At 46.9% G+C, this 16,093-nt stretch carries 13 protein-coding genes; 5 read left to right on the top strand and 8 right to left on the bottom strand.

What is annotated here, in order from left to right; genetic code table 11:
* Positions 1-39 precede the first annotated feature (39 nt).
* Complete coding sequence (locus tag DES40_RS01695; protein WP_170144836.1) at positions 40-702, bottom strand: HAD-IB family hydrolase; 663 nt, start codon at positions 700-702, stop codon at positions 40-42.
* Positions 703-838: 136 nt separating this feature from the next.
* Between DES40_RS01695 and DES40_RS01700 the strand changes: the two genes are divergently transcribed.
* Positions 839-3,682, top strand: coding sequence for a M16 family metallopeptidase (locus tag DES40_RS01700; protein WP_121098845.1), 2,844 nt, complete (start codon positions 839-841; stop codon positions 3,680-3,682).
* 155 nt (positions 3,683-3,837) lie between these two features.
* On the opposite strand, the gene DES40_RS01705 is transcribed toward DES40_RS01700, so the two are convergent.
* Genes DES40_RS01705 through DES40_RS01725 form a run of 5 tightly spaced genes read right to left on the bottom strand, consistent with a single transcriptional unit; the run spans position 3,838 to position 7,272 of the window.
* Positions 3,838-4,434, bottom strand: a complete 597-nt coding sequence (locus tag DES40_RS01705; RefSeq protein WP_121098846.1) for an FKBP-type peptidyl-prolyl cis-trans isomerase — start codon at positions 4,432-4,434, stop codon at positions 3,838-3,840.
* 29 nt (positions 4,435-4,463) lie between these two features.
* Positions 4,464-5,651, bottom strand: coding sequence for a vWA domain-containing protein (locus DES40_RS01710; RefSeq protein WP_121098847.1), 1,188 nt, complete (start codon positions 5,649-5,651; stop codon positions 4,464-4,466).
* Positions 5,652-5,657: 6 nt separating this feature from the next.
* On the bottom strand, positions 5,658-6,158 hold the full coding sequence (locus DES40_RS01715) for a cupin domain-containing protein (protein ID WP_121098848.1): 501 nt from the start codon (positions 6,156-6,158) through the stop codon (positions 5,658-5,660).
* The gene (locus tag DES40_RS01720; RefSeq protein WP_121098849.1) at positions 6,155-6,562 is read right to left on the bottom strand and encodes a Kazal-type serine protease inhibitor family protein; all 408 of its coding nucleotides are present in this window, start codon (positions 6,560-6,562) and stop codon (positions 6,155-6,157) included. The genes DES40_RS01715 and DES40_RS01720 overlap by 4 nt, the downstream gene beginning before the upstream one ends.
* Entirely contained in the window at positions 6,562-7,272 is a 711-nt protein-coding gene (locus DES40_RS01725) for a DUF533 domain-containing protein (RefSeq protein ID WP_170144837.1), read from the bottom strand. Before DES40_RS01725 ends, DES40_RS01720 begins: the two co-directional genes overlap by 1 nt.
* Positions 7,273-7,378: 106 nt before the next feature.
* Here DES40_RS01725 and DES40_RS01730 point away from each other — a divergent pair, with 106 nt between their 5' ends.
* Together DES40_RS01730 and DES40_RS01735 are read left to right on the top strand one after the other, a co-directional pair.
* Entirely contained in the window at positions 7,379-9,520 is a 2,142-nt protein-coding gene (locus tag DES40_RS01730) for a penicillin acylase family protein (RefSeq protein ID WP_121098851.1), read from the top strand.
* Positions 9,521-9,539: 19 nt separating this feature from the next.
* Positions 9,540-10,568, top strand: a complete 1,029-nt coding sequence (locus DES40_RS01735; protein ID WP_121098852.1) for an aspartyl protease family protein — start codon at positions 9,540-9,542, stop codon at positions 10,566-10,568.
* A gap of 15 nt (positions 10,569-10,583) precedes the next feature.
* Here DES40_RS01735 and alr read toward each other — a convergent pair whose 3' ends face one another.
* Positions 10,584-11,702 carry an alanine racemase gene (gene alr, locus DES40_RS01740; protein WP_121098853.1) on the bottom strand — a complete coding sequence of 373 codons (1,119 nt, stop codon included), beginning with the start codon at positions 11,700-11,702 and terminating at the stop codon, positions 10,584-10,586.
* 187 nt (positions 11,703-11,889) lie between these two features.
* On the opposite strand from alr, the gene DES40_RS01745 reads away from it, so the two are divergent.
* Together DES40_RS01745 and DES40_RS01750 are read left to right on the top strand one after the other, a co-directional pair.
* Positions 11,890-12,921, top strand: coding sequence for a mechanosensitive ion channel family protein (locus DES40_RS01745; protein ID WP_121098854.1), 1,032 nt, complete (start codon positions 11,890-11,892; stop codon positions 12,919-12,921).
* Positions 12,921-14,303: a DUF2254 domain-containing protein gene (locus DES40_RS01750; protein ID WP_121098855.1), complete on the top strand. Its 1,383-nt coding sequence runs from the start codon at positions 12,921-12,923 to the stop codon at positions 14,301-14,303. Before DES40_RS01745 ends, DES40_RS01750 begins: the two co-directional genes overlap by 1 nt.
* A 48-nt stretch (positions 14,304-14,351) precedes the next feature.
* On the opposite strand, the gene DES40_RS01755 is transcribed toward DES40_RS01750, so the two are convergent.
* Positions 14,352-15,959 (bottom strand): FMN-binding glutamate synthase family protein, encoded by a 1,608-nt coding sequence (locus DES40_RS01755; protein ID WP_121098856.1) that lies wholly within the window; start codon positions 15,957-15,959, stop codon positions 14,352-14,354.
* Between the last annotated feature and the right edge of the window lie 134 nt (positions 15,960-16,093).

The raw sequence follows: 16,093 nt of genomic DNA on the forward strand, positions 1-16,093 counted from the left end.
TTAATTTCCTATTAAAAGGAATTCTTCCAATTTCAATGCCTAAGACGGCGATAGGCGAAAAGGCTTAAAGTAAGACGCCTCTGCGGCGTTTAACAGTTCCAAATCACCCCTTGTATCTCCATAAGCCTCTTTAATATGAACGTAATCTGAATTGAAGGCTTGGTAGATACGGCGAACCTTGTTCTCACCCCAGACATTATACCCCGCTATACGCCCTGTTGCGACGCCCGATTCGAACTCTAACTCAACGGCTAAGACATGATCTTCTGGGAGGCCTTGTTGCACAGCCCAATGGCGTAGATACGGCGTGATAGAGGCGCTACATATATATAATGACTCTATGTCTTGCTTTTTTTGGTCAAAACACTCTTGTGCAAGCGGGCGGATAAGGGGCGGGATGACGTCGTTTGCAAATGTTTGGGCCTTGGCAAAAATGTTCTCTTCAGTTTCGCCCTTGAAAAACGTCTTGATGACGGCGGCTTTCACGGCATGACGGTCAATACGTCCCAGCTTATAGGCCATAAATACGGGCATAAGGCGCATGACCTTAAAGAACCAAGGCAATAACCCTGCATAATAACGCAAAAATAGGGCAAAAGTGTCTTTGGTCGTAATTGTGCCATCGAAATCAAAGACGATAAGTCCTGATTCGGGGGCAGCAAAAGGCGCTGTATTCGTCATATTGGAAGGCGGTAAACTCACAGGCAGGCCATGCCGCAACTGCTCAAATGTTTCAACCCATGACACACATTATAGTTAAGTATAACTTTACGACTTGCACTCTCTCGTTTGGCAGACCATGCCTTAACGGGTAAGGCTTTTTTAAGGACAGACCGTAATGCGAAAAATATTTATCTATCCTATTGTTATTTATGCTTTATTTTCTTCATCATGCGGCCGGGTCGAGGAATCAGCCGCCATAAAAGCAGAGGCTTCATTTGTACATGAAGTCAGCGATTTAGCTGTTGATCCCAATATTGAATATGGAAAATTAGAGAACGGCTTACGGTATGCCGTGAGATCAAACTCAACCCCTACAAAAACAGCCACATTATTGATGCGTGTTGACACAGGTTCTCTTAATGAAAGTGATGAAACGAGAGGGCTCGCGCATTTTCTGGAGCATATGGCCTTTAACGGTTCAAAGAATATCCCAGAAGGTGAAATGATCAAACGTCTTGAGAAATTTGGTCTTTCATTTGGCGCGGATACAAACGCTTCGACAAGTTTCTTCGAGACCACATATCAGTTGGAATTGCCCGAAGTCGATGAAGCCATTTTGAATGAAACATTGATGATTATGCGCGAAACCGCCAGTCATCTAACCCTTGATGCAGAAGCCATTGATCGCGAGAGAGGGGTCATATTGGCCGAAAAACGCGCGCGCTCTAGTCCCGGTTTTGATGCCTTTATAGATTATCTAGAGTTTTTTCTCGGCGACACTTTGATTCCCGACCGTTTGCCTATCGGAACGGAAGACACCATTAAAAGTGTAACGGCAGAGCAGTTCAAAGCCTTCTATGAAGGATATTATAGACCGGAGAATACTTTTGTCGTTTTCGTTGGTGATGTTGAAACAGATTATGCGGCAAAAAAGATAGAAGAGTATTTTTCAGACTGGCAAGCCGTAGGTGAAGGCGCGGCAAAATATGAAGCTGAGGCTTTGTCGCTAGAGACGGCTCGAACCCATTATTATGTCAATCCAGAGATACAAACGTCGCTTTCACTGTCTGTCGCTCAGCCTTTAGAGAAAAAGGACGACACGATACAATCCCGTAAGGATGCCTTCGTAGAGAGCCTTGGCAATAGAATTCTGTCTCAGCGGCTAGGAGAGCTATCTCGGACTACAGATGCGCCGTTTATTAGCGCGTCCGCTGGGACCAATTCACTTTTTGATGGCGTGCGCCTCAGCGCGTTATCAATACAGCCTGAGAAAGGAAAGTGGGACATGGCCCTTAAAGGGGCTGAACCCGTATTGCGTCAAGCATTGGAATTTGGTTTCTCACAATCAGAATTAGATGAACAGATTGCAAATTCTCGCAAAAGCTATGAAGTCAGTGTTCAAACAGCCTCAACGCGCCGCACACCGAATTTAGCCCGCCGTATATTATCTGCTTTTGGGGATGATATTGTTGTCACAACTCCTGAAAGCGCTTTGGAGCGCTTTAACGATTATGCTGATGATATTACGCTTAACGACGTCAATCAGGCGTTCAGAAAGCAATGGAAGGGTGTCGACCAAGCGCCGCAGCTCTATTTAGCGACTTCGGAAATGATAGAGGATGCCGAGAGTAAGCTCGAAACCGCCTTGATGGAAGCTCGGCAAATCTCAGTGTCTCCGCGTGAAGAGATTGCGAGGCAGGAATTTGCCTATAGTGAGTGGGGGACTCCTGGTCTGATTAAGAGCCGGGAAACTGTCCAAGATATAGACTTTGAACGCGTCGTTTTTGAAAATGGTGTAAAGTTAAATATAAAACAAACCCCATACCAAAAGGATATCATTTCTATAAATGTGGCCCTGTCTGGAGGAGAACTCTTTTTGCCAAGAGAGGAGCCTGGTTTACGTATATTCGCCCCTAATGCTCTAGGGCTTGGTGGATTAGAGGCCCATTCAGTTGATGAAATCCGAAAGATTACAGCGGGGCGCTCGGTTGGCGTTTTGCAATCGATGGGAACAGACAGGCGTGTTTTAAGCGGTGCAACAGTGCCAAGTGATTTGGATCTACAGCTTAACTTAATGGCCGCTTATGTGACAGCGCAGGGCTATAGACCTGAAGCCAAGGCGCAATATGATAAATATATCAAATCATTCTATCCAACATTAGATTCCACGCCGAACGGGGTCGCTTCTCGTGATATACCTCGTCTTTTACGGTCGGGCGACACCCGTTTTGGCTATCCGAGCGAAGATGAAATGTTGCGTGTCACAACAGATATGGTGAAGGCATATTTATCACCCTTTCAGTCTAATACAGCGATAGAAATCGCGATTGTCGGGGATATTACTCCGGATGAGGCAATAAAGTCTGTGGCCCGAACCTTTGGGGCTTTTCCTAAACAGCAAGAACAATTTGCAGAACCTTCTGACGAGGATATCAGGCTTAACTTTCCGAAGGGCAGTAATCGGCCTGTGAAATTGTCACATGCAGGGGATACGACAACAGCCTTATATAGTGTTTATTGGCCGACGCCAGATGGCCGTGATGCACAAACGAGCCGCGAAGTGTCTATGCTCGCCACATTATTTCGTTTGAGGCTAACCGAAGTCTTACGCGAAGAAGAGGGGGCCAGTTACTCTCCCTCCGCCTTTAGTTTTACGCCGCGTACCTATCCTGATTATGGGTATTTTGGGGTGTCACTCGAAGTGTCACCCGATGACATAGACAGAATGAGCCTAAAAGTGGATGAAATTGCCGCTGAATTTAGAGAAGGCAAGCTCGACACAGACATGTTCGAGCGCGGAATGAAGCCAGTCTTGGAGAATATCGAAACTTCATTAGAGAGTAACAGCTATTGGATGGATGTAATTGCAAACGGTCAAACGGATGAGGAACGTCTTAATCGACATAGATCGCGTTCTGAAGCTTATAAAAACATGACTGTTGAGGATTTACAGTCACGCGCGAAGACAATGTTCGACCCAAAAACAGCTTATCGGATTCAAATTTTGCCGGAAAAGTAAATCGGCGTTAAATCTATTCTCTTTTGAGGCCCCATAAGGGCCCAGTTTATTTTATCAAATTATTATATCAAAAGAGCCGTTCAATTGAACGGCTCTTTGTTTGGCCCTTTGAACGGCTCTTGAAATATCCGAATTGTTTTGGAATATTCGCTTTATTAATTTGTTACAGGCAGCGTCGGTTCCACTGCGATAAGCTGCATCTTAAATAATAAGGTGGCATTAGCGGGAATACCCGGGCGGCCTGAGGGGCCATAGGCCAAATCACCAGGGATATAGAGAATTCGCGCTTCGCAGACCTTCATGTCATGCAGGCTTTCAATCCAGCCTTTGATAAAACCTGTCGCTGGATATTGAATGGTTTGACTGCGGTCATAAGAGCTATCAAATTTCGTTCCATCTGGAAAATAGCCGTGATAATGCATAGTGACGACTTGGTTGCCGACAGGTTGAGCTCCATCTTTCAGGCCTTCTTGGGCGACTTTATATTGAAGGCCCGTCGTCGTCGTCATGACATCTTTGCGTTTGCCATTTTCAACATGATAGCTCTTGAAGTCCGCGCTCATGACGGGGGCGTCTGCATCATCACCATAAGGTTCAATTGTTGTCAGGATTTTATCTGCAGGGCAGGTATAAACCAAATCTGAGCTGTCTATGGCTGTCTCATTTGTGGCGTCATCTTGCCCTGCATTATTACAAGCCGTGAGAGTTAAGGCCGTGAGTGCCGGCAGGATAAAATGTTTTGTGAATTTCATGGTGTGCTTTCAGTTAAAATTAAAAGGGGTTATCGGGCTAGTTCACGCATAGCGTCTTCTAGGCCTGATAAGGTCATTGGGAACATACGGTCAGGGCCAATAATGTCCTGAATCATATTAGTGCTTTGTGAATATTGCCAATATTTTTCTGCGGTAGGATTAATCCAAATTAAGTGCGGATAAACATCAACTAAACGCTGTAGCCAAACCGCGCCGGGTTCGTCATTCCAGTGTTCCACGGAACCACCGCGTACCGCGATTTCATACGGACTCATGGCAGCGTCACCGACAATAACCACGCGATGATCGGACGGGAACTTGTGTAAAACATCCCATGTTGGCGTCACATTATTCATACGGCGAATATTGTCCTTCCAAACTTGCTCATAGAGGCAGTTGTGGAAATAGAAATACTCTAACCGTTTAAATTCGCTGCGAGCGGCAGAGAATAAGTCTTCAACCTGTTTAATATGAGCATCCATAGAACCGCCAATGTCAAAGAAGGCGAGGACCTTTACGGCATTGCGGCGTTCGGGCCGCATTTTAATATCAAGCCAACCTTGCTTGGCGGTACCAGCAATTGTGCCGTTTAAATCGAGTTCTTCCGCCGCGCCCTCTCGTGCAAATTTGCGCAGTCTCCGTAAGGCGACCTTGATATTCCGCGTCCCAATTTCCTTATCACCATCCAGATTTTTAAATTGGCGCTTATCCCAGACTTTGACGGCTCTGCCATGCCGTCCTTCTTTTTGTCCGATGCGAACACCCTCTGGGTTGAAGCCATAAGCTCCGAAAGGGGAGCGTCCTGCCGTGCCGATATTTTTATTACCGCCTTCATGGCGCTTGTCTTGATTTTCAAGACGTTCTTTCAGAGCTTCCATGATTTTGTCAAAATCTCCGAGCTTTTCAATTTCCGCCATCTCTTCAGGCGAGAGATGAAGCTCTGCCATCTTACGGAGCCAATCGTCAGGAATGGCGCTGGAGTCTTGGCCGAAAATATCGCCGATATAATCTAGGCCGCGAAAGACATGAGAGAAGACTTGGTCAAATTTATCGAGATTGCGTTCATCCTTTATAAGGGCCGTGCGGGAGAGGTAATAAAACCCGTCCAAGCTCTCATTTGCCACGCCTTTATCGACGCCTTCTAATAGCGTTAAATATTCACGTATAGAGACGGGCACTTTTGCCGCTCTTAATTCGTCAAAGAAGTTTTGAAACATAAGAGATTAATTTCTAGCTGTTAGTGGATCACGCGGGTCGAGTTCGGGAAGGCTTGGGTCTGGGTCAACGGGCGGAGGTGTATCCTTGGCCGAATATTTGAATACAACAAATTCTAAAGGGCTATCTGCTGCAGCGGTAATTCCGTGATAATCCCAAGGCGCAGCATAGAGCATGTCGCCTGCTTTTGCAGGGCGCTCTTCTCCATGGATGAGCCAAATGCCTTCACCTTTGGTAATGAGCAAATATTCTTCATCTTTATGACGATGGGCGGGGTGAACTTGTTCACCTGGTTTGATTTTAGCAACGCCGACAATAACAGAGTTCGTGGCGTGCGTATCTTCATTAAAATAAAGGTGAAAATCTCCCCAATTTTCTCGATCCGTATGAACGTCGCTTTCTGATTTGACTTCCGTAACGGCAGAATTATCCGCGCTATGTTGCACGTCAGTTTCAGAGCAAGCAATAACGAGAAAAGCCGTGCATACAAACAGGCTGGGTTTTATCATTTACACTCTCCCTCATAACTCGCGCTGACGCCTTGTCCATTAGCTGTACATTCATTGGGATAGGTTTTTCCGTTACACCCGCAAACAGGCGCGTAAATTTGAGGACAAACCTCTGGTAAAGGAGTGCATGTCCCGGGCGCGTCTGCGACTCCGCATAAATCGCCAATGGTTCGGCGGCAGAACTGGCCCACAGGGCATTCATTACCTTGAACGCGTGCCATGCCACCGCAAAAACGAACATCAGACGGTGCTTCGCTAACGGGAAAATTAGGCGGCGGGAGGTGAGGTTGGTTCTGACCATTGTGACTAGGCGGTGGGGCGCAGCACTCTTCAGTCGGGGCCGTACATGCCGTGAGAACGCTTAAAACTATCAAACTTGCGAGCGTGTAAATTATCTTCCGCATTATCCAGTCCTCACTTCTGTTTCGACCTGAGCAGCCATTTCTGGGTCTAGTCGCAATTCCATTGCGAGCCGATCTAAGTAGTCCCGTTCTTTTGGGTGCAGACCATTAGCAATGCGGCAAGAGACAGCATAAATTTCATAGGCTGTTTGGTCATTTTCAGCGAGCGCAGCAATGGCTTTTGGGTCTGCATTAGCCTTTAAGGCTGATAGGAGCGTGGTTTCGCTCGCGCCTTCATGGGCTTCAATAAGCGTTTTTTCGTCATGGCTGATTTCGCCGTCGGCTTGCGCCGCTGCGACCATGGCTTGTAGCAAGATATTGGCACGCTTTTCAGCCTTTTCACCTTTGATAAGACCGATAACGTCATCGACATTTTTAGGCATGCGGCCTGCTTGGTGAGCTTTAAACGCAATCATACCTAAGGCGCCTAACCCACCAAGAGTGGCGAGTTTTCGTCCAGACCTTGAAGAAAGGAGTAAGGCTAGACCGCCAGCCCCGGCAGCAATCTTGGCTTTATCGCGCAAATCTTTGCGGCTTTCTGCATCGTCGCCAATGCTTAATTTGTCTGCAAGGTAGTCTTCGCCTTGTTGATATAGGGCTTTGCCCTTTTGCGTTATATCTTGGCGGCCCTTGCTGTTTGGGTCCATAAGCGCTTTGCCTTCAGAGAGGAGCTGCTCCAAAAAATCCTGAATATTGGGTTTAGCTGTCGTCATTATGAAGTCCTCCTGAAACGGAGGATAGGGGAATTCTGGCGACTTCACAAACGCCAAAATGTAGTTTCCGCTTTCAAAAAATGAATAGCCGTTGCACAAATACAGCATGAAGAATGTTCTTAAAGTCCTCGGCTTAGTTATCTTTTTTCTTTTGGTGGTGGCCGCGCTTTATTTACGAACGCCAGCGGGGCCCAATTACAGCCAGTCAAAAATTAAAAAAACCGCCGCATCTTATGACGTTCGTATCATTCGTGACGGTTATGGCGTGCCCCATATTTTCGGACAGACAGACGCGGATGCAAGTTTTGGGTTTGGATATGCCCATGCTGAGGATGACTTTGAAACTATTCAAGATGTTATAATCGCCGCGCGCGGGATGAGCGCGCAATATAAGGGTAAATCTGCGGCGCCTCAGGATTATCTCTTTGATTTATTCAAAGTGTCCGAAACGATAGAGCAGCGCTATCAAAGTGATGTGCGAGAGGATGTGAAAGCCATTGCCCGCGCCTATGCCGACGCAATAAATCTATATGGCGTAGAGCATCCCGAAAAAGTTTTATCGGGCGTTCTTCCTGTAACAGAGCAAGACGTTTTGGCTGGGTTTACATGGGCCACGCCGTTTTTTTATCGTTTAGACGGATATCTCGAAGATTTATTCACAGCTGACGACAAACCCAATGTTTCGCCTTGGGCGCAAACCAGTGCACTTAATCTGGTTGATGCGGTTCGTGGCTCGAATGCCTTTGCGGTGGCACCAATCAGAAGTGAGGATGGCTTTACACGGCTTATTGTGAATTCCCATCAACCCATGACAGGGCCATATGCTTGGTATGAAGCGCATATGGTTTCAGAAGATGGGTTGAACATTGCCGGAGGTACTTTTCCGGGCGTGCCTATAATTGCCAATGGGGTAAACGAAAATTTAGGCTGGGGGCAGACCGTGAATAGACCTGATTTAGTGGATATTTACGCCCTTAAGGTTGATGATGTCGACACACCTAAACGGTATAAATTAGACGGTGAATGGCAAGACTTTGACATTACGAAGTCTACGTTTCGAGTGAAATTATGGGGCCCATTTTCTCTCCCTATCTCACGGCCACTCTTATGGTCAAAGCACGGCCCTGTTCTCTCAACTCCAACGGGGCATTACGCTGTTCGGTTTTCAGGATTGCAAGGTATTGGTGCATTACAGCAATGGTATGATATGGGCAAAGCTAGCACATTGGCCGAATGGCAAGCCGCCGTGGCGCAAAACCATGTGCTTTCATTTAATATGATATATGCAGACAAAGAGGGGAATATTGGCGCGGTCTATAACGCCCGTATGCCAAATCGGATAGAAGGCCCAGATTGGGAATCGGTCTTGCCGGGGGATAAGTCAGAATTGATTTGGGAAGGCTTTCGTCCGCTGAGTGATATGCCGCAAAACTGGAATCCAGAATGCGGTTGGGTGTTTTCCGCTAATGCAACGCCATTTAATATAACGGATCCATCCTGCAATCTGTCTCGGGCTGATTTCTCTGAAACTTTCGGGATAGAAAAGCGTGTGACAAACCGTTCTCGCCGCGCTCTGAAATTATTTACGGCGGATAAGGCTATCTCGAAAAATGATATTCTGAAATATCGATCCGACACGCGTTATGACCCTGAATCTAATTTGATGAAATTCGTTGTCGATCTCGTCTCTCGCTCCTACGAAGATCCGCTCTTAAATGAAGCAAAAGAGATTCTAAGGCATTGGAATGGCGACACCTCGCAATCCTCTCGAGGGGCAGCCTTAGCCGTTATTGCGGGCACTCAGGCCTTAGGGTATGACTATACCGAGCCTGAGATGGAACCTGTGGAGGCCCTCTTATATGCGGCCACAAATTTGAAGGCTCGGTTTGGACGGCTTGACCCCGAATGGGGCGAGGTGAATCGGCTGCAACGCGGCGATGTTGATTTACCTTTGGAGGGTGGCCCCGATGTATTGCGGGCCATTTATTCAGATCGAGAGGGTGTCGAAAAAACAGGTGCGATGAATGCGTTCGCAGGGGATACGCATATTATGATGGCCGAATGGAATAAGGCAGGTGAATTGGATCTTATCTCTATTCACCAATATGGCGCGGCCACTTTGGATGAAACATCGCCGCATTATGATGACCAAGCCCCGCTTTTCGCGAGGGGAGACTATAAAGCGATGCCAATGCGTTTGGAGGCCGTATTAGAGACGGCCACGCGAGATTATAGACCGGGGAAATAGTAACGAAAAAGAGAGGTGCATGCGGAAATTCACTCTAATAGGTCTTTGTCTATCCATGCTCTGGCTGGCGTCTTGCTCGACAACGGCTGAACGCACTTTATCCTTACGACAAGCGCTTCGTTCAACGGAAACCGTCACGCTCCCAATACACATTCAAAGCAATGGTCTGATATTAATCGAAGGGGTAGAAATTGAAGGCAAGGCTTATAAATTTTTGATGGATACGGGCGCCACGCGAAGCTCCATTTTTAAAACGATTTCTGAAAAACTAACAGAGAAAGAAAATTACGGTGAGTCCATACCGATTTACGGGATTTCAGAAGTCGGGTCTGGTCAACGGATAACAATCCCGCAATTTAATGTTGGACGATTGAAACACCTCGGCCAAATCTTGGTGGTATTAGAGAATAGAGCCGCATCAACGCAATCTCACCCTCTTGATCAGTCTTTTGACGGTATTGTGGGGATGGACATATTGGCAAAGTATAAGGTTCATATTTCAAAACGTGATAAGACCATCAGTTTTATGCCAAGGCATTTAAATGTAACTTTGGGGCAAGAATGGGCCTCTACCGCGCTATATCCAAATCCTTTCAAAGACGATGGCAGGAATATTAAGTTTGTGGCGCTGTCATTTCTCGACCAGACTATTCCGGCTTTGTTTGATACGGGCGCAGATCTAAATGTGATGAGCTGGAATGAAGAACGCTATCCGGTTTTATCTAAATTGCGAAAGAAACTGCGCACGGATTGGGAATATCAAGGGGCGATAGGTGTGTTCACGCCAAAAGCAAAAATCAGAATTGAGCGCTTAACGTCTGGGAATTTATCGTGGAGGAATAAAAACTTCGTCGCGATGGAGCTGCCAAATTTAGGGGTGCTGGGCGCAGAAGGGCATGCTTTTGGTGTGGTAGGAATGGACTTATGGCCTCAGGACGAAATATATATGGATTTTCACCAAGATTTTGTTTCAGCGCGTATCCCTAATCGTCTAAGGGAACGTCCCTTTATCGCGGGTGGATTAGGTGTGGTTCATCTCGACAGATAAGGGGCTTGTCTTAATCTATGCGTCTTCTTTCTTAGGCTTCCAATAGTCACGACGACATCTTTGGCCAAGACGGACCAGTAACTCATAATTGAGGGTGTCGCCAATCTGAGATTCGGTTTCTAAATGTGCCCCTCTGAATAAGGCAACGCCTCCGGTCTCGACAGTCAACCGCGCTTCGGTCACATCCAATATAGTAAGGTCCATACTGACGCGCCCGACAATAGGCACTTCCATGTCATGCATAATGGCTGTGCCTTTGTTTGATTGTGCGACGGGTACGCCGTCTGCATAGCCCGCGCCTACAATGGCGATACGCATATCGCGAGGGGCTGTGAAGGTGGCATTATATCCAACAGTTTCACCGGCTTTGATATATTTTACTTGTAGAACAGGGGCGAGGAGTGAAACGACGGGACGGCTTACTTCTTGATCTGGTTTGGTTGTTGCCGCTCCGCCAAACAAGCCTATACCCGGGCGTACCATCTGAAAATGATAAGGCTTGCCAAGATAAATGCCGGCCGTATTCGCAAGGCTCAACGGAGTGAGCGGTAACTGGGCGGCGGCTTTACGGAAAGCCGCTAATTGGGCTTTATTCATAGGGTTTGACGCATCGGGCGCACAAGCGAGATGGCTCATCACCCATTCTGGGTTAAGTGACTTCCAGAGCTTTTTATCACGAGAGAGTTCTGTCAATTCTTCGGCGTTCAGGCCAAGACGATTCATCCCTGTATCAATATGTATAGCTGTGTAGGGGGGCTCATTAACTTCGTTTGAGACAGACGCCCAAAATCGGGCTTGTTCAATTGAGTTGATAACAGGCTTAAGTTTTGCGCCTAATAATACGCCTTTATCGCGCGGAGCTGGCCCGTTCAAAACATAAATGGCCGCATTAGGGCCGACACCCTCTCGTAATAATTTACCTTCGCCAGCCGTAGCCACAAAGAATATTCGACATCCAGCCCCGTAAAGTGCCCGCCCTACGGGGACGGCGCCAAGTCCATAAGCATCCGCTTTCACAGAAGCCCCGATCTTAGCGGCTCCCACCTTATTTTTTAGGGCGGTATAGTTCGCTTTGATAGCATCCAAATCGACACGAAGTGTCGGACGAGTAGAATATGAGGGCTGATTAATCATGACATGCCCCTAACGGAGTAATGCGGCAGAGGGAAGGAATTTTGGCGGTTATATTGGGGCAGGGATTAAAACAATGGAACGAAAAAGGAAAAGCCTCGTTGTCTAAAAGTAATAATTTGGAAAATTTCATTTAAGCTATGCCTGATTGCGCTCAGGGCTGGCTCCATTACGGCGAAAGCGAGAAAAAATGCAAGTGAACGGAACCGAAGGCCAAGATGCAGGCAATGGTATTGCCTCAGATAAAACCGGGCAAATTGATCTCAACCCTAAAATCGCACTTGAGCAAATCGATAGCTGGCTTGATGGCTTTATAAAGCTGCTTCCGAACCTAGTCGTCGCCGTCGTGGTCTTTATTTTATTTTGGATCGCCGCGAGACTTATTCAATCCGTTATACTTAAAACCTTTCAACGCCGAAATCGTAGTAATTTAGGGGAGGTTCTCGGCGCCTTTGCAAAATGGGCTATGCTTATTTTTGGCGGGGTCATTGCCCTTACAATCGTTATTCCGGGATTAGAGCCGGGCAGCATAGTGGCGGGTCTTGGTGTCAGCTCTGTGGCGATTGGTTTTGCGTTCAAAGACATTTTGCAAAACTGGTTGGCGGGCTTGCTCATTTTATTGCGTCAACCTTTCGAAATCGGAGACCAAATCGAGGCTTCAGGCTTTGAGGGTACTGTCGAACATATTGAAACCAGAGCCACGATTATTAAAACTTACGATGGGCAAAAAGCCGTTATTCCTAATAGTGATATTTATACCAATGCTGTGCTGGTCAAAACGGGCGAAACTGTCAGGCGCACGCACTATGATGTGGGCATTGGCTATGCTGATGACATTGATGCTGCGAGCGAAGTTTTGCGTAAAATTATGGAAAACCATGATGAAATTGTCAAAAGCCCCAAACCGCAAGTTCTTATTTGGGGGCTAGATGCAAGTTGGGTGACCTTAAGAATGCGTTGGTGGACGGATAGTGAGAAAAGCGATGTCACCGCCATCAAATCAGACATCTTACGCGCTGTGAAATATGCTCTTGATGATGAAGGTGTTGATATGCCTTATGAGACTAAGGTTCATCTATTCCATGACCAAACTGAGGATCGAGATGGCGATCGCGAAAGTCAAAGAGAAGGCTGGCCTGCTCCCAAAGAAGGTCAGAAACCCAAACCGCGTTACAAGGTCATCGAAGCTGAGGCCGGCAAGAAAAAGGCGAGTACAGAGTAATGAACGCCAGATTGATAAAAGCCTGGCAAGACCTGCAAGGAAGTTATTATTTTTTGCCGAGCCTTATGGGGCTCGGTGCAATCATTTTAGCTTTTGTTACGATATATATGGACCAGAAATGGGGGCTCTCTGTCTCTCATGAAAGTATCTTTTTTTCTCGTGAAGCCACAGCCGCCCGAACGATTTTGGCAACTATTGCGGGGTCAATGATTGGAGTCGCCGCAACGACTTTTTCTATTACTATGGTCGCCGTAACCAGTGCAGCGGGGCAATATGGTCCGCGCCTGATTGGTAATTTCATGCGGGATAGAGGCAATCAAGTTACCTTAGGGACGTTCACCTCTACTTTTATATATTGTTTGCTTGTTTTGCGGATGGCCCGAACAGGAGAGGAGAATGGGGAAACAACAATTGAGGCATTTGTTCCGAATATATCGCTTTTAGTGGCGATGGGGCTGACATTGCTGAGCGTCGGTGTTTTGATTTACTTTATTCATCATGTGCCAGAAACATTGAACGTGGGAAACATTACGGGCCGCGTCGGGCGGCGCCTGCGTCAAGACATAGAAGGGCGATATGCTTCTGATATAGGGGAGGCCCTACATCCTGATAGTATTAACACAGATAATTACCCAGTTGACAAAGCCATAGAAATCAAAGCCAAGGCGGAAGGCTATGTTCAGGCCATAAACCATAAGGCTTTGATAGAAAAAATTGCCGCCGCAAATGCCGTAGCAAAAATCGAATATAGGCCGGGCGACTTTGTTACCAAAGGTGATGTGATTATCAGAGTATGGGCCGATGGCCCCATTGATGACAAACACCGTAAATGTTTTCGAGAAACCTATGCGATGGGGCAGGAACGTACGTCTTACCAGAATACGCTGTTTTTAGCGGACGAGCTGGTCGAAATATTGGCCAGAGCTTTGTCACCAGGGGTGAATGACCCTTTCACAGCAATCAACTGTATCAACTGGTTTCACAGCGCCCTAAAGGCATTTTTAAACAGCCAAGACCCTAGTCCTTTCCGTGCAGATGCGAATGGTGATTTACGGATAATTTCTTATCCAGTTAGTTTTGAGCGGCTATTATCTGTGATTTGCGATCAATCGCGTTCCTATATCGCGAGTGATAGAAATACTGCTGTCAAAATGATGACGATATTGACGCAGCTTTGCGCAGAGTGTGAAGATGAAGAGCGTAAAGTTCTTATTGAGGGGCACCTCAAAAAGCTCAAAGAGGCGTGTAATGACAGCCTCATTTCATTGGATGATAGAGAGTCAGTATCGGCACATTATAATCAAGCTCTAGGCCTTATTCGTAACCCTGTTGATTATAAGCTGGCTCTGTCCAATCAGGGCTGGCTTGGCGGTCAAGGATAACCTTGGTTAAGGATAACCCTCGTTAAGGATAACCATGGCCGCTACGCCCTAAAATCCCATCGCATAGGCGATGTTATTTGTTGTTTCCTTGCGACCAATGGCCTGCCAACTATCAGCTGCGGCTAAGTCCCATTGAGCCTGCCAAGAAGCAGGCATAGTGGCTTCGCTTAATAGAGCGTTCTCTGGGAGATAGTCATAAAGCTCTGAAAAAGTTTTAGTTTCACTGCTACTAATCCGATGACAAAGGTGATGTGGTTTTATGTCGGCTGGATGGTTTAGGCCAGCCCCTGCCACGATTTCCAATAAGTTTTTGATATTGGCAGTTTGGTAATTTGCGACGCGTTCAGCCTTCAGATCGACATCAAGAGCATTAAATCGGGAGGCCTTTTGGGTGGCTATACCTGTCGGACATTTATCATTGTGACAGCTTCGCGCTTGGATACAGCCTAATGCCATCATCATGGCCCGCGCGGAGTTCACAGTATCGGCACCCAGTGCAAGTAGCCTTATCATATGAAATGCGGATATGGCTTTGCCCGAAGCGACGAGGCGTATGTTCTTCCTCATCCCAATGCCGACCAGTGCATTATGCGCGAATAGCAGCCCTTCTCGTAGAGGGGTTCCTACAGAATTTGTCATTTCAATTGGGGCCGCCCCTGTGCCGCCTTCTGATCCATCGATGGTAATGAAATCTGGGGTGATGCCTGTTGCAACCATAGCTTTACAGATTGCTAGGAATTCAGATTTTCTTCCGATACAAAGTTTAAATCCGATAGGTTTTCCGCCCGATAAGGTTCGAAGCTTATCAATGAAACTTAAGAGCTCTAGCGGTGTCTTGAACGCAGAATGGCCCGCCGGGGAGATAACATCCTTACCCATCGGAACATTCCGTATTTCCGCGATTTCTGGCGTAAGTTTAACCGCGGGTAAAATACCGCCATGGCCAGGCTTGGCACCCTGAGAAAGTTTGATTTCAATCATTTTAACCGCGTCGCCAGCAGCGCGGCGAGCGAATAATTTGGCATCAAATTGACCGTCTTGCGTTCGGCAACCAAAATAGCCTGTACCAATTTGCCAAATTAAGTCACCGCCATGCTCCAAATGATACTGACTTATTCCGCCTTCACCTGTGTTATGAGCGAACTGACCCAATTTCGCGCCTTTATTAAGGGCTAAAATCGCATTCTTGCTGAGGGCACCATAGCTCATGGCAGAAATATTAAGCAGGGCGGCATCATAGGGCTGTGAACAATGCGGCCCGCCAAAACGTATGCGGGGATTATGGTTTGTTATCGTCGTCGGAGCAATGGAATGATTAACCCATTCATAGCCCGTTTTATAAACGTCAAACAAAGTACCAAACGGACGTGTGTCGCGTTGTTTTTTTGCACGCTGATATACAAGAGCCCGGAATTCTCGGCTAATGGGAACGCCGTTTAAATCGGATTCAACAAAATATTGTTGAATTTCAGGGCGAATAGATTCGAAGAAATATCGCAGATGCCCAATTACAGGATAAAGTCGTAAGACAGTTTTCCGTTTTTGGAAAATGTCATACAGGCCAAGCGCTAATATGGATAATGCGCCCAGAAAGCCCCATGCGGCAGGCGGCCAAATCTGAGACCATAGCGACAGGCCACCAAAAAGGCCCGTCATGCAAATGAAAAATAGGATGCGGGCATTTAGCTCTGAAGGTTCAAGCGCTAACGTACCATCAATGCGGCGCCGCCTTTGATGTGCCGGTTTTATTGTGGATGACGAACTCGACTGTAAGTGTTCGTGCATAATAT

It is taken from the genome of Litorimonas taeanensis (assembly GCF_003634015.1).
GTDB lineage: Bacteria > Pseudomonadota > Alphaproteobacteria > Caulobacterales > Maricaulaceae > Litorimonas > Litorimonas taeanensis.

Coding starts and splice junctions, on each gene's coding strand:
- DES40_RS01735 (WP_121098852.1), top strand. CDS start 9,540: ATGCGGAAATTCACTCTAATAGGTCTTTGTCTATCCATGCTCTGGCTG.
- DES40_RS01745 (WP_121098854.1), top strand. CDS start 11,890: ATGCAAGTGAACGGAACCGAAGGCCAAGATGCAGGCAATGGTATTGCC.
- DES40_RS01755 (WP_121098856.1), bottom strand. CDS start 15,959: ATGACGGGCCTTTTTGGTGGCCTGTCGCTATGGTCTCAGATTTGGCCG.
- DES40_RS01720 (WP_121098849.1), bottom strand. CDS start 6,562: ATGCGGAAGATAATTTACACGCTCGCAAGTTTGATAGTTTTAAGCGTT.
- DES40_RS01705 (WP_121098846.1), bottom strand. CDS start 4,434: ATGAAATTCACAAAACATTTTATCCTGCCGGCACTCACGGCCTTAACT.
- DES40_RS01725 (WP_170144837.1), bottom strand. CDS start 7,272: ATGACGACAGCTAAACCCAATATTCAGGATTTTTTGGAGCAGCTCCTC.
- DES40_RS01700 (WP_121098845.1), top strand. CDS start 839: ATGCGAAAAATATTTATCTATCCTATTGTTATTTATGCTTTATTTTCT.
- DES40_RS01710 (WP_121098847.1), bottom strand. CDS start 5,651: ATGTTTCAAAACTTCTTTGACGAATTAAGAGCGGCAAAAGTGCCCGTC.
- DES40_RS01730 (WP_121098851.1), top strand. CDS start 7,379: ATGAAGAATGTTCTTAAAGTCCTCGGCTTAGTTATCTTTTTTCTTTTG.
- DES40_RS01715 (WP_121098848.1), bottom strand. CDS start 6,158: ATGATAAAACCCAGCCTGTTTGTATGCACGGCTTTTCTCGTTATTGCT.
- DES40_RS01750 (WP_121098855.1), top strand. CDS start 12,921: ATGAACGCCAGATTGATAAAAGCCTGGCAAGACCTGCAAGGAAGTTAT.
- alr (WP_121098853.1), bottom strand. CDS start 11,702: ATGATTAATCAGCCCTCATATTCTACTCGTCCGACACTTCGTGTCGAT.